This window comes from Aliirhizobium sp. YIM B11859, assembly GCF_057163345.1.
The window spans coordinates 191,817-205,553 of record NZ_JBXHAY010000006.1 but is presented as its reverse complement, the minus strand read 5'-3'; the positions used below and the strand labels follow the sequence as shown (position 1 = coordinate 205,553).

The window sequence follows — 13,737 nt, the reverse complement described above, 5'->3', positions numbered from 1 at the left end:
TTCCTCACCGTCGCATCTTTATCAGTGCCAGTACATCCGTGGTCAAAGCCAGATGGCGACCAACATTGCGAGCGGCGATTTCATTCAGCGCTCATCAGCAATCCCGATGAGATCTTTTACGCGACCAATGTGTTCATAAGAAGTCAGGCCTTGAGGCCGTTGGCCCTATCTGACGAAAAGCCGCACGACGACACCTACAGCCTTACCCAACGAAAGGCATGCGGAAGGTGAAGCGGGTCTCGATCTCATCCGACTTCACCTCGATCGTCCCGCCATGAGCAGTGGCGATCTCCGAGGCGATGAACAAGCCAAGACCAAGCCCCTGCATGCTCGGCCGCAGATCACCGCGTCGGAATGGCTGGAACAGTTTTGCGATCGTCTCTTCCGAAATCGGCTGCCCGCCGTTGGCAACGGACACTTCCAGCATCCGACCATTCACGCCAGCCACAATCCTGACGGGCTCGGTCTCGACACCATGGGTGATGGCATTCGACACCAGGTTGGAAAAGAGCTGAGCAAGACGCAGCTTGTCGATGGCAAGTGCTGGCGGGAGATCAAGGGAAACAGCGATCTCCCGATCCGGATGAGACAGCTGCAGCTCTTCCACGACATGACGAAGGGTAAGGCCAAGATCGTCCTTTATCAGATCGAGGGCAATACCTCCGCCCATGCGCGCCCGGGCAAGGTCCATGACATTGTCGACAAGCCCGATCATCCGGGAGATGCTGGCCTTCATCAGTTTCAGGACGAGAGGGCTGCGGGCGGTCCAGCCTTCCTTCAGGAGGCGCGAGGTGCCAGCGTCGACCGCGGCAATCGGATTGCGCAGGTCATGGCCAAGAACGGCGATGAATTGCTCGCGCAGCTCGGACAGACCCTTCTCGCGTTCGAGCAGCTCTTCCGTCGCCTTGAGGCGGTCGTCCGAATAGAGGTGATGGCCGATCAGTTCGGCGAACAGTTTGAATGTGCCGATCACCTGCGGATTGTTGACCTTCGCCGGATTGGGATCGATGGCGCAGAGTGTGCCAAAAAACTGGCCGTTGGCCAGAATGATCGGCACGGAGATGTAGCTGCGCAGACCATAGATCCGCGGCGTATGGTGGTCGCGGTAGAGCGGCTCTTCGGCAGCATCGTCGAAGACTATCGGCTGGCGATGCCCGCGGATTTCGTCGCAGAGCGTGCTTTGGACCGGCAACTCGTCGCCGGGCTTGATGCCAAAGCCCACATGATCGAGCGACTGGCAGTTTATCCAGCGATCGTCAGTAACCCTGGCAACGGCAGCAAAACCCATTCCCGTCATGCGAAGAACGACATCAAGGATCGTCGGGACAGCAGCGATACCGGCGACCCGCGCAATATCCTTGGAATAGTCTTCTGCGCTTGCGGCATCGTCCACGACAGGCGGCTTCTCAGCGTTGGCAACGGTTTGGACTGCCTGGGTCTTCTCGATTGCGATGGCAGCCGCTCCCGCCAGCGTTTCCAGCACATCGACTTCCCAGTCGGCCGGTGAATACGGTCGCGCCCAATAGGCCCCAATGGCGCCGATCGGATTTTCGACACGCACTGGCGCCATCGCGACGGATTTGACGAAGGTGCCGGCATAGAGCTCGTAGGGAATTCGATCGTCCTTTGACGCGTCAGGGACGACGACCGTTTGCCGATGGATCATGGCCCAGCCGCTGATGCAGGCATAAGCAGGAAATTTGTGGCCCTTCCACAAAGGTCCAATCGCATCTTCCTCGATGTAGTGGCAGAAATCGCCGTCGCGGCGGATAATGGCAATGCCGTCGCATCCGATCAGCGATCGCGCGGTCGCGCGCAGCGTTTCAACGACGTCTTCAAAGCTATCGGCACGTCCCATCGCCGCGATCGCCTTGTTCAGCGTCGACAGGGGTGTCGCGACTTTCGAAGTTTCGATTTCGATGGGAGTGATTTCAATGGATATAGACACGGATTCACTCCTGCTTGGGGCAAGAGCGGATGATCTCCCAGCCGTCCGCGCCCGAACAGTCTGCGAACGATGAGAATGATATTAGGGCCATAGGGCTTTAATGTCCATCTTCGCATATTCCCATGCTCAACGACGCGATAGACGTGAGCCGATCTGAGACAGCGGGACTCTGACCTCCCGAATGAACTGTCCAGGGTGATCCTGCCTTTCCAAATGTCAACGCTCCCCCATATATCAGCCACCGCTCAACATCAGGATCAAAGCCGGCTTTGAACATTCAGTTTCCACCCAGCGGCTGCGCGACGATCTTTGAGGGCTTCGACTGGGCAACCTCACCGCTCGGATCGCAGTCAGCGTGGCCCCCGGAACTCAAAACGCTCACGAGCGTCATGCTCGGCTCGCTGCAGCCGATGTTGATCGTCTGGGGGCCTGAGCAGACCACGCTCTACAATGACGGCTATGCTGCGATGTGCGGCAATCGCCATCCGGCCGCTTTCGGTAAAAGCTTCCAGTCCCTCTGGCATGATATTTGGGATCAGGTCGAGCCGATCATCTCGGCGGCCTATGCGGGCCAGGGCACGTCGATGGACGACATCGAATTCACGATGCACCGCAACGGGTATCCAGAGGAAACCCATTTCGCGTTCTCCTATACCCCGGTACGCGATCCGTGGGGCTCGGTGCTCGGCATGTTCTGCGCCTGCACCGAGACGACATCAGAGGTACGCGCCCGCCGTGTTCAGGATGACCTCAAGGAACGCTTCATGCAGGTCTTCGAACTCAGCCAGGGCGGCATCGCCATGCTGACGGGCAAGGATCATGTCTTCGAATACGCAAATGAAGAATATTACGCGATGATCGGCGTCGGGCGCGAGATCATCGGCAAGACCGTCGCCGACGCCGTGCCGGAGGTGATCCGGCAGGGCTTCATCGGCATCCTGGACGGTGTCTTTGCGACTGGCGACCCGTTCGTCGCAAAGAACCTGCCGGTCAAGCTCAACCGGGGACCTGAGGGCGAAGAGCAGAACCGTCTGATCGATCTCGTCTACCAGCCGACGCGCAGCGCCGAAGGCTGCATCACCGGCATTCTCGTCCAGGCCCGCGATGTCACGGCGCTGAGGGCGGAAGAAAAGCATCGCGAGCTGCTCGCCTACGAGCTCGGTCACCGACTGAAAAACCAGCTCGCCATGGTCCAGGCAATCGCCTCGCAGACATTAAGATACGCACCCGATATGCAGACCGCGCGCAAAAACCTCAGCGATCGGGTCGCGGTTCTCAGCCGGTCGCACGATGCAATCATCGAAGGGGGAACCGGTCATTCAAGGGTTGGTGATCTGGTCGCTCAGATGACCGCCATCCATGACAGCCCCGATCATCCGCGCATTCTTGTGGCCGGCCCGAATATGACCGTAGGGTCTCGACCGGCCCTTTCGCTATCGCTGATCCTGCATGAATTGGCCACCAACGCCGTAAAGTACGGTGCGCTTTCCAGTCCCGACGGCCGCGTTACGTTGACCTGGCGCGTCGGCGGCCCCTATCGCGATCGCTTCAAGCTCGAGTGGAAAGAAACTGGCGGGCCACCTGTGTCCAAACCCGAAAAGGAAGGGACAGGCAGCCGCCTGATCAGAGCCGGCCTTAATGGCACGGCAGATTGTCAGTTGGCGATCGACTACGAAGCCGACGGCCTGAGATTTTCGATATCGGCTGATCTTGCCGGTTTCCAGAAGGAACACTGATATGGCCTTATCGACAAAGGGACCGCTTCTGGTCGTCGAAGACGATGGCCTGATCCGGATGGATCTTGCCGATACACTGCAGGATGCCGGCTACGCGGTGGTTGAAGCGGCAACTGCCGACGAGGCCTGGGCGATCCTGCTTGAAACGCATGTCTCAGCGCTCATCACCGATATCGACATGCCCGGCTCCATGGATGGGTTAGAGTTGGCGCGCCGCGTTTGCGACCGCTGGCCTGATTGCCGGATCATCGTTATTTCCGGGCGCTACAATCCAGATCCCGCAAAACTACCTGCGGATGCCACCTTTCTGGCAAAACCGGTGGGTGAAACCGAGTTGTTTAAAGCCCTGGAAGCCCATGGTCTCGCGGCCTGATCGAATATCTGCGCGAAAACCGCTTACCCTTGAATGAAGTCATGCATAATTATGCACACGCCAACGGAAAGAGGGATGGCCCTGAGGCACATGTTTTCAGGTCTTGATGGGAGCTGAACCCGCGACCCGGCCCGCAAGGTCAGGGTAACGTCCTGAAAAGTTAGGAATTTAGTTTGCCAAACCAAACTCCGCGGCGAGTTAAGTCCCAGCAACTTCACATAATTCCAGGTTATGTGAACTTGGATACTCGCAATGGCTATATGACCCGCGAAGAAATGCAATTCCAAGCACCATAGTTTTGCTTCCAGAGATGGAATTTTTGTAGCAACTTTGGTGGTCAAAACGGCCGGGGTTTTGCACCGAGCCTGCTTGCTACCAGACTTCGTCTGCTACGATGCACGGCGACCACGCCGCGCCGAAAAGACAAGGAAACCGATCCCGATCACAACGGCCGTGACCAACCATCCGCCAACGCCGCTTGAGGTGTCTTTCCGAACAGACGCCATAGTCGTCTGCGCGGATTGAGCCGGCCCTTTTTTGACCTCGTTCGAGACTGGCGCTGCATCGACACCCGCGGCTTCGGCAACCTTGGCAGTCGCGATCACCGGAGCTGGAAACAAGATCGCCAGCGAAGGCTCGTCGATAACGCCGGTTTCGGGCAGCCCTCTGCTTTTCTGGAAGGCTCGCAGCGCCGAAATGGATTTCTTTCCCCATAGACCATCTGCCGTTCCCGCATCGAACCCCTTTTCGGCAAGCGCCTTTTGAACATCAGGAACCGGGCGGACGACCGTTGCCGTGGCGATAGGGGCAGTCGTGGATAGCGAGACGATCGTAATCGCCGCCGAAAGTGCCCAACGGCACGAGAGCTTGGAATGCTCGGTTGATCGATCGTAGCGTCGAGTGATGGAGTAATTGCCTTCAGACGCAGACTGCATGGGGAGCATGTGTTTGGTGTGGCAGAACGAACGCACATTAGGGAAATGAAGTAGACATCGGGCGTGATCAATATGCAACCGATGCAAGAATTGTATAGTGGACAAATCATTCTTGTGTCGAGCGTGCCGTGATCCTGGAAATAGCATCGATCTTTGAACCATTTCTCGACGAGGCGCTTTTGCGCTTCTCTTATCTCTACCCCGGGGTTGAAGTCGTCCGCGCCGAAGGTTCGGTCGATATCCGCGCGAGCGACACGTCTGTCATCGCTGCTTTCCAACACACACTCTACCGCCAAAAAATCTATCGAGAGACGTCAACGCTCAGGAATGCCTTGATCGAAAGCCTTCTCAGATGAATGTCGTGCCCCTGAAATTTCGGCAATTCGGGAGCGACCGTCTGCTGTTCTGCGATGACGCAGGTGGTTTCTTCAAGGCCGACACGAGTTTCTTGACGCGTTACGTCCATGACGAACTGACCTTACAGGACCTGGCATTCCTCCAGAGCAACGGACACGCCTTCGACGGTTTCGAAAATCTGGGCGCTGCCGCCTTCCGCTACCGTTGGGCGAAAAGGTTTTGCAGTGCCGCTGATCTCGACTACGTCATTCTCGTGCCAACGCTTCGCTGCAACCTGGCATGTGCATATTGCCAGGTCAGTCGGGTCAACGAAACTGCACCCGGCCACGATTGGACTGACGAAACGCTGGCAGCAACCATTGCTTGGCTGGGCGGCCTGACAACCAAGACAATCAAGATCGAGTTCCAGGGCGGCGAGCCACTCCTGCGGCTCGATATTTTGGACAAGGTCAGGGACTTTGTCCGGTCGAGATTCGAACAAGCCTCTTTTGTCGTCTGCACCAATCTGCAAGATGTCAGCCAGGAAGCCTGGCGCTTCCTGAGTGCAACAGACACCCATATCAGCACCTCGCTCGACCCCACCCTTTCGCTACATCAGCGCCACCGGACGGTCACGCCGGCGGCGCATGCGCAGTTTACCGACAATTTTCACCGCGCCGTTGACGAAATGCCAGAGCGTGTGTCTGCACTACCGACATTCGATATCGACGCGCTGCCTGAGCCGCGCGCCGTCATCGACACATATGCCTCATTCGGTCTACGCTCCATCTTCCTGCGCCCGGTCAATCATCAAGGTTTTGCCCGGAAGCGCTTCAAGACAAGAGATGCCCAGCAGATCTGGGGTGACTATCACCGCTCCTTCATCAATGACCTGATCGAATACAATTTTGTCGCCGACCAACCGATGGAGGAATATTACTTCTCCCACTGTCTCCGGCGGATCATCGGCGGCGGACATGATGGCTACGTCGATCTGCGCAACCCGAACCCTGTCGGCACCAATTATGTCGTTATCGACCATGACGGATCCTTCTATCCGACTGACGAAGCGCGCATGATGAGCCGGTTGGGTCAGATCGACCTGAGAATGGGCAATGTCCAAGCCGGCATCGATCGCACGATCATCAATGCCATCAATGCGCAGGCCACCAACACCTTTGATCCGGACTGTGTGCACTGTCCCTATCAGGCCTTTTGCGGCGTCGATTTCATTGACGATCTCTCCCGTTATGGCCGCATCGATATACCGCGACACCAGACTGATTTTTGCCGGCGGCATACCGCAATCTTCGATCTGGCCTTCGAGCTCCTCTATAGCGACGACATCATGGTCCGCCATTCATTGGCTCTTTGGGCAGGGCTGGAGGATGTCGATCGCTTGCTTCTGCGGGAACACGCATGATCCAGCTTCGTCTCCCGATCGAACCCATGCCGATCGTCGAACCAATCGTGCTTCGGCTCTGCGAGACCGATACGGATATCGGTCCGCATGACGCTATGTTGATCGAGACGAACGGGACGCGCAGAGAATACGATTACAACGGCTTTTCGATCATTCTGGAGGCTCCGGAAACGCTTCGTCTGGATCAGGACGTAATCATGGTCGTTCCCGGCCAGCCGAGCGCCCGCCGATTGATCAGGAGCAGCTCGTCACACAACACGCTGGTCGTGACCGAACAATGCGACCAGCTCTGCGTGATGTGTTCGCAGCCACCGAAGAAACATCACATCGATCTCTTCGATCATCTGGAGGCGGCCGCCTCCCTCGCCCCGCATGGCGCCTATATTGGGATTTCCGGCGGAGAGCCGCTTCTTCACAAAGCGAGGCTCTTCGGCATGCTGCTTTCGCTCTCGAAAGCGCGCCCCGATCTGCGTTTTCATATCCTGTCAAACGGGCAGCATTTCGAGCGCCCGGACCTGCCGATATTGGCCGAGGTCGGCACGGAACGGATCCTTTGGGGAATACCGCTTTATTCGGCCGATCCGCAGGCCCACGATACCATCGTGAAAAAGCAGGGCGCCTATGATCGGCTCATGGAAAGCTTCGCGATGCTGTTTGACGCTGGCGCAATGATCGAGTTGCGCACAGTCGTTCTGCAGCAGAACCACGAGCACCTTCCGTCACTTGCGTCCTTCATTGCCACCATGCTCCCCTTCCTCGACAGATGGGCCATCATGCAGCTTGAGAATATCGGCTTCGCGCGGATGAACTGGACAGGCAGCTTCAAGGACACCTCGGCGGATTTCACCAACATCGCCCGGTCCATCAATATTGCCACGGCAAGGGACGTCCCAGTTCAGCTTTACAATTTTCCGCTCTGCTCGGTGCCAGAGCAGTACCGCAGATACGCGCCTGCCACGATCTCGGACTGGAAGAACAGGTACGAACCATTCTGCGCGGCTTGTCGTGCCAAAGACCAATGCGGTGGATTCTTCACCTGGTATGATCACGCACGCGGCTTCAAGGAGCTAGGACCGTTATGAGACGGCGCATTTTTCTGATCCCGTCGCTAATTGCCGCCGGCTTCCTGCCGAGCAAAGCCGATGCCATGCCCGGCAGCCCTGTCGTCAAGAAGCCTGATCCGCAATCCATTCTTGAACGCCTGAAGATCAGGCACCTGTTCTCGCTTGCGGGACACCGGTCTCATTCAAGCCATAGCTCGCATGCCAGCCATTCCAGCCACGCGTCCAGCAGTTCCGGCGGCTACATACCGCGTTCGACCTATACGAGCCCCAGCTATTCCAATCCGAGTTATTCCAGCCCGAGCTATGCCGCTCCTGCGGCGCCACAGGCGGCACCATCAGCGCCCTCTCCGCTTTATTCAGCGCCGACCACAACCCAGCCTGCCATTCCGAAGACAAGCGCACCATCCTCTGCCTCGATCGGGACAAGCAATGCGCCTGATCCGTCAGCCACCGCTCCTCTCAAGGTCCTTCCGGGCAACGCGCTGAAATTCAAGCAGATCGTCATACTGGTCCAGTCGGGGCTGACTGCCTATGGCTATTATGCCGGTCCGCTCACAGGGACAGTCGATGACAATACGCGGGCAGCGCTTCGGCAGATGCAGCAGGACAATAATCTCAAGGTTACCGGGACGGTCACGTCAGAGGTGCTAACGGCGTTCGGCATTGCCGCACGGTAGTCTTGGTCGTAAGCAATAACCTATCCATGCGCCACACTTTCATTTGCACCCAAAGGTGAGACCCATCGACCCGAAGGGGCGGGCGAACCCTTAGTGACGATGAAGGGCTATCGATTGTCGCAACCTCTCGGCGACGGCATACCGTTGTGACGATTGACCAGCAAACACCACGTTGCAAACCGTCAGAAAACCGCATATATTTCTGACAGGAGAACTGCTATGCAACGACTGACAACACAGATCATCGCCTATGCCGAACAGCTGCCCGAAGGAACGGCGCTGTCCGCAAAGGCCTTCCTGCATTTGGGAAACCGTGCCGCGGTTGACCAGGCATTGTCGCGTCTGTGTGAACGCGGCGAGCTTGTTCGGGCCGGTCGTGGGATCTATCTCAAGGCGATCAAGAGCCGCTTTGGGAGCCGCCCGCCGACGGTCGAGCAGGCTGTCGAAGCCGTTGCGCATCAACGTGGCGAAGTGATTGTTTCGAATGGCGCTGCGGCTGCAAACTCGCTGGGGCTGTCCACACAGGTACCGATCCGGTCCATCTATTTCACATCCGGCCGCAGCCGAACCATGACAGTCGGTAGCCAGACGGTTGAGTTGAAGCACGTACCGCGCTGGCAGCTCGCCTTGGCGAACAAGCCTGCCGGCCTGGCTGTCCGCGCGCTGGCATGGCTCGGCCCGGAAAAGGCAGAAGAGGCACTTCCGAGCATCAAGCGGAAGCTTTCCGCCGAGGCATTCGGCGAACTCGTTGCCGCCGCTCCGCAGTTTCCCAGCTGGCTTGCCCGCAGTGTAGGAAAAGCCGCTTATGGCTGAACAGTTTTTGCAGCTGTCCCAGGACGATCGGAGAGATATTCTTGCGATCGCCGCTGAGAAGACCGGGCGGCCGATCCATCTTCTGGAAAAGGACGCATGGGTCGTCTGGGCGCTTCAAACCCTCTATGGAACGGCGCTCGGTGACCACCTCGTCTTCAAAGGCGGCACTTCCCTCTCGAAAGCCTACAACGCCATCCGCAGATTTTCGGAAGATGTCGATCTGACCTACGATATCCGCGAACTCGCCCATGATCTCGTCGGCGAAAACGAGCAGGCATTGCCGGAAACCAGGAGTGAGGAAAAGCGCTGGTCGAGCGAAGTCCGAAAGCGCTTACCGGCCTGGGTATCGGAAACCGTGAGCCCGCTCGTTGTCGATGCGATCAGCGCCCATTCGCTTCCAGCCACCGTCCGTGTCGAAGCCGACAAGCTCTTCATCGACTACGAAGCGGTTGCCGGAGGATCCGGCTATGTCGCTCCAAGCGTCATGCTGGAGTTCGGGGCACGATCGACGGGAGAACCCGCAAGCGTTCGCAACATCTCGTGTGACGCTGCAGGCCTTGTGGATGGCATTGAGTTTCCAACCGCCAGTCCGCGGGTCATGCATGCCGAACGCACGTTTTGGGAAAAAGCGACGGCAATCCACGTCTTCTGCCTGCAGGAGCGGCTCCGCGGAGAGCGCTTTTCACGCCACTGGCACGATATCGTTCGTCTTGACGATATAGGCATCGCCGACAGCGCAATCGCCGATCGCGACCTGGCCAAATCAGTGGCGCAGCACAAATCGATGTTTTTCGCCGAGAAAGCGGCTGACAGAACGCCGATTGACTATGAAGCGGCCGTGGTCGGAGGGCTGAAGCTAACACCTGCCGGCGAAGGGAGAGCAGCTCTTGAGCAGGACTACGCTCGGATGCTGGAAGACGGCCTTCTACTCGATGAGGCCGAGAGCTTCGACGAACTCCTAGAGCGATGCGCAAAAATCCAAGAAAAGGCCAATGCCGGCGGCTGAGAAGAGCGTCCACGATCGCGGGAAACCAACTGAAATGACAACTCCCGCAATGGCCGACCCATGATCTTCGACCGCTATCCGCTTCCAGAAAGCGAAAGCTTCCCGAATAGAGGCTCGGCACGTTGCACCCTTGGCCGGTGTGAGACTGTAGAGGGTATTAAGCTCTTGAGCGGGTATGAACCATTGGCCCGCGCCTGTGATAGATTAAGCCATTGAAACTCCACTGATATGATGTGCCGACACACCCCTCGCTGTAAAAGGTCCCGGACGTACTGCAAGCGGTATGTGCCAAGACTAGCTCTCGATGGGTCAGCATGATGAGGGAGGACAAATCCTTGCCGGAGCTGATTGGCCGCCTGCCGCACACAGAGCATATATCGCAAGTTGTCGCGCAGGACGGGGACGCGGCCGCCCAATCTCTCTGACGTCGTGTTTCGCAACCGCTTGCATGATGCAGGCCTGATGCGGACAGGCCTGCATCATGGGGATGGCCGATGGCTCCCCAAGGCAAATATGACAGGTTGAGATGCCCCCCTCATTTTGTGAGGGTGGCCGCGATAACGCTGATGACGGAAGACTCGTTCGACGTTGCCTTGAGAAGGCAAGGCGTCATCAGCACGGTCAAAATGAAGAAGGCGACCGTTAGCCTCTTTGTCAGAATGCGGCCGCGCGTCATGCGAGACTGAGCTCCACAGCGATATTGCCCCGCGTCGCCTTCGAATAAGGGCAAATCTGATGAGCATCATGAATGATGGCTCGCGCAGTTTCCCGATCCAGGCCGGGCAGGCTGACATTCAGGCGTGCCTGGAGAACGAACTCGCACTCTGTCGTCCCGAGATCCACTTCCGCATCGACGGAGACATCCGCAGGCAGTCGCAATTGCCGCTTTCCGGCAGCGCGGGTCATGGCGCCGATGAAACAGGCCGACCAGCCGGCCGCAAACAACTGCTCCGGGTTCGTTCCGGGACGTCCGCTCCCCGGAGGAGAAAGCGCCACGTCCAGAGCGGCATCATCGCTGCGTGCAAATCCTTCGCGCCCGCCGGTTGTGTGGGTTCGTCCAGTGTAGAGAACAGTATCGATCTTCGTCATGGCAAACACTCCTTTTTAAGTCACGTCAGTTCTGTTCGCTGACAGGAGCCTTTTCGCCCTTTGGAGTATCTGCACTGTTTCACGAAAACCGGTGAAGTGTATCAGACCGTACATCACCCCGGCAGATCGGAAAGATGGCAGCCGGAACTCGAGCGCCCACTGTCATCGCAATGTCAACTCCACGGCAAGCCCGCCGCCGTCACGGTTGTAAAGCCGTACCTTGCCGCCAAGAGCCGTGGCCAGTTGCTGGGCGATTGCAAGCCCCAGTCCCGTGCCACCGGTCTCGCGGTTACGGGACTGTTCCAGCCGCACGAAAGGCTGCATGGCGGCCTCCAGCATCTCGTCGGGTATGCCCGGCCCGCGGTCGAGGATGGTCAGGACCGTTTCGCCCGCCTCTCTCCGCTCGACACTCAACTCCGCCGCTCCGGCAAATTTTACCGCGTTGTCGATGGCATTCGTCAGGATGCGTCGCAGCGCATGCGGCTTCGTCGTCAGCGTGCCCTCCACAAGCCCGATCACCGTCACCGCCTTGCCCGTGTCCTGATAATCATAGGCAATGCTGTCGATGAAGGACGAAAGGTCGATACGTGACGTCTTTTCGCCATTGCCATGCGAACTGCGCGCATAGGCGATCCCATCCTTCACCAGCATTTCGATCTCGCGCAAGTCGCTGACCAGCTTGTCGCGTTCCGGGCTTTCGTCCGCCATGTCGACGCGTAGTCGCATGCGTGCGATCGGCGTCTGCAGATCGTGGGAAATGGCCGCAAGGATCTGCACCCGTTCCTCAAGATGATGAGCGATCCGGTCGCGCATGGAGTTGAATGCCCGTGCCGCATGGGCCACTTCGCGGGGACCGCTCTCGCTGATCGGCTTGCCCTTCGCATTCGGATCAAGCGCATCGGCCGCCGCCGCGAGATCGCCAAGCGGCCGGAATGCCTGCCGCACGACAAGCCAAGTGCAGAAGCCGAGCAGCAGCATCTGGACGGCAAAGACATAAGGCAGCCAGCTGGCCAGCGGCATGACACCCCGCGGTGTCACGTCGATCGTCAGCGGCGAACCGTCAGAGAGTGTCAGATGCCCCTGCAGCCTGCCGTTCTCGCCGGGAATGGCCTCCACCGTCAGCGGGAATTTTTGCCCGGCGGCATCTTCGATCCTTGCGGCAATCTCGGCTCCACGACCCGACATGTCGGGAACACCTGATACACCTGTTCCGAGCTCCAGCCGGTAATTGCCGCGGCTGAGGCGATCAAGCCATGCCGGACGCTCTGTCGCCGGCAGCCGGTCGATCACCGCGATCGAGGTTGCAAGATCACTTTCCAGCGTACCCAGCATCACAGCCTTCGCGGACGTATAGCGCTCGAAGAATAGGATGCTGAAGGAAAGGCCGTAGGCAATCGCAAGGCCCGAAAAAAGGATCAGAAAGAGCCGTGCGCGCAGGGTGCCCGGCCAGAAAGCGTGACGTCGGCCCGCTTTATCCGCCGCCGCGCTCGTCATATCCTGGGCTCCGAAATCTCCACCGGCACCGCAAAGACATAACCTTCCGCACGCACCGTCTTGATATAAGTCGGCTCGCGCGCGTCGTCACCCAGCCGCTGGCGGACACGGCTGACGAGAAGATCGATCGAGCGGTCGAACAATTCCGCATCGCGGCCCTGCGTCAGGTTCAAAAGCTGGTCGCGGTTGAGAACACGCTGCGGGTGGTCGATGAAGACGCGGAGCAGCCGATATTCCGCGCCGCTCAGGGCAATCTCCGTGCCCTCGAGATCGAGCAGATGCCGGCCGACGGTATCGAGGCGCCATGTTCCGAAGGTCAGGATCTGGCCCGCCTCGCTGATCTGCAGGTTCGGCGGCAGCATTCTCGTGCGCCGGAGGACGGCCTTGATGCGGGCCAGAAGCTCGCGCGCCGCAAAAGGTTTCGGCAGATAGTCGTCCGCACCCATTTCGAGACCGATGACACGATCCATCTCGTCGTCTCGGGCGGTCAGCATCAGGACCGGCGTTGCCTTGTGCTTGCCGGCACGCAGCTCGCGGCAGAGAACCAGCCCGTCATCGCCGGGCATCATAACGTCGAGCACGATCAGATCCACTGCATTGGCATCCAGGAAGCTGCGCATCTGCCGGCCATCGGCCGCGACGCTGGTGCGCAGGCCGTTTTTCTTCAGATAGCTCGACACCAGTTCACGGATCTCGCGATCGTCGTCAACGATCAGGATATGGTCGATATGCTCCATCTCGGGTTTCGTATCCTCTCATATTTACTGCGTGTCGAGGCATTCCCATTTAGCCCCGGATGCGGTCGCCGCGAAGCCGGGAAATGCACCGCGGCGACCTGTTGTA

Annotated in this window: 13 protein-coding genes; 8 read left to right on the top strand and 5 right to left on the bottom strand. The window is 58.5% G+C overall.

Annotation, left to right across the window (positions count from 1 at the left end):
* Window positions 1-202: 202 nt before the first annotated feature.
* Complete coding sequence (locus tag AC2GXZ_RS22405) at window positions 203-1,948, bottom strand: GAF domain-containing sensor histidine kinase (protein WP_483761432.1); 1,746 nt, start codon at window positions 1,946-1,948, stop codon at window positions 203-205.
* Between the two features lie 269 nt (window positions 1,949-2,217).
* On the opposite strand from AC2GXZ_RS22405, the gene AC2GXZ_RS22400 reads away from it, so the two are divergent.
* Together AC2GXZ_RS22400 and AC2GXZ_RS22395 are read left to right on the top strand one after the other, a co-directional pair.
* Window positions 2,218-3,684, top strand: coding sequence for a PAS domain-containing sensor histidine kinase (locus AC2GXZ_RS22400; RefSeq protein ID WP_483761431.1), 1,467 nt, complete (start codon window positions 2,218-2,220; stop codon window positions 3,682-3,684).
* A 1-nt stretch (window position 3,685) separates the two neighbouring features.
* The gene (locus AC2GXZ_RS22395; RefSeq protein WP_483761430.1) at window positions 3,686-4,057 is read left to right on the top strand and encodes a response regulator; all 372 of its coding nucleotides are present in this window, start codon (window positions 3,686-3,688) and stop codon (window positions 4,055-4,057) included.
* A gap of 389 nt (window positions 4,058-4,446) precedes the next feature.
* On the opposite strand, the gene AC2GXZ_RS22390 is transcribed toward AC2GXZ_RS22395, so the two are convergent.
* Entirely contained in the window at window positions 4,447-5,097 is a 651-nt protein-coding gene (locus tag AC2GXZ_RS22390) for a peptidoglycan-binding domain-containing protein (protein ID WP_483761429.1), read from the bottom strand.
* Between the two features lie 23 nt (window positions 5,098-5,120).
* Here AC2GXZ_RS22390 and AC2GXZ_RS22385 point away from each other — a divergent pair, with 23 nt between their 5' ends.
* The 6 genes from AC2GXZ_RS22385 to AC2GXZ_RS22360 all read left to right on the top strand — a co-directional run bounded on the left by AC2GXZ_RS22385 (window position 5,121) and on the right by AC2GXZ_RS22360 (window position 10,311).
* The gene (locus AC2GXZ_RS22385) at window positions 5,121-5,348 is read left to right on the top strand and encodes a hypothetical protein (RefSeq protein ID WP_483761428.1); all 228 of its coding nucleotides are present in this window, start codon (window positions 5,121-5,123) and stop codon (window positions 5,346-5,348) included.
* Window positions 5,345-6,751: a His-Xaa-Ser system radical SAM maturase HxsB gene (gene hxsB, locus AC2GXZ_RS22380; RefSeq protein ID WP_483761427.1), complete on the top strand. Its 1,407-nt coding sequence runs from the start codon at window positions 5,345-5,347 to the stop codon at window positions 6,749-6,751. The genes AC2GXZ_RS22385 and hxsB overlap by 4 nt, the downstream gene beginning before the upstream one ends.
* The gene (hxsC, locus tag AC2GXZ_RS22375; protein ID WP_483761426.1) at window positions 6,748-7,833 is read left to right on the top strand and encodes a His-Xaa-Ser system radical SAM maturase HxsC; all 1,086 of its coding nucleotides are present in this window, start codon (window positions 6,748-6,750) and stop codon (window positions 7,831-7,833) included. Before hxsB ends, hxsC begins: the two co-directional genes overlap by 4 nt.
* Entirely contained in the window at window positions 7,830-8,492 is a 663-nt protein-coding gene (gene hxsA / locus AC2GXZ_RS22370; protein ID WP_483761425.1) for a His-Xaa-Ser repeat protein HxsA, read from the top strand. The genes hxsC and hxsA overlap by 4 nt, the downstream gene beginning before the upstream one ends.
* Window positions 8,493-8,711: 219 nt before the next feature.
* A complete protein-coding gene (locus AC2GXZ_RS22365; RefSeq protein ID WP_483761424.1) occupies window positions 8,712-9,305 on the top strand; it encodes a DUF6088 family protein in 594 nt (197 codons plus the stop codon).
* A complete protein-coding gene (locus tag AC2GXZ_RS22360) occupies window positions 9,298-10,311 on the top strand; it encodes a nucleotidyl transferase AbiEii/AbiGii toxin family protein (protein WP_483761423.1) in 1,014 nt (337 codons plus the stop codon). The genes AC2GXZ_RS22365 and AC2GXZ_RS22360 overlap by 8 nt, the downstream gene beginning before the upstream one ends.
* Window positions 10,312-10,983: 672 nt before the next feature.
* Here the strand turns inward: AC2GXZ_RS22360 and AC2GXZ_RS22355 are convergent.
* The 3 genes from AC2GXZ_RS22355 to AC2GXZ_RS22345 form a co-directional block, all read right to left on the bottom strand.
* Complete coding sequence (locus AC2GXZ_RS22355; protein WP_483761422.1) at window positions 10,984-11,400, bottom strand: organic hydroperoxide resistance protein; 417 nt, start codon at window positions 11,398-11,400, stop codon at window positions 10,984-10,986.
* A 162-nt stretch (window positions 11,401-11,562) separates the two neighbouring features.
* Window positions 11,563-12,894: a sensor histidine kinase gene (locus tag AC2GXZ_RS22350; RefSeq protein ID WP_483761421.1), complete on the bottom strand. Its 1,332-nt coding sequence runs from the start codon at window positions 12,892-12,894 to the stop codon at window positions 11,563-11,565.
* Window positions 12,891-13,631 (bottom strand): response regulator, encoded by a 741-nt coding sequence (locus AC2GXZ_RS22345; RefSeq protein WP_483761420.1) that lies wholly within the window; start codon window positions 13,629-13,631, stop codon window positions 12,891-12,893. Before AC2GXZ_RS22345 ends, AC2GXZ_RS22350 begins: the two co-directional genes overlap by 4 nt.
* Window positions 13,632-13,737 lie beyond the last annotated feature (106 nt).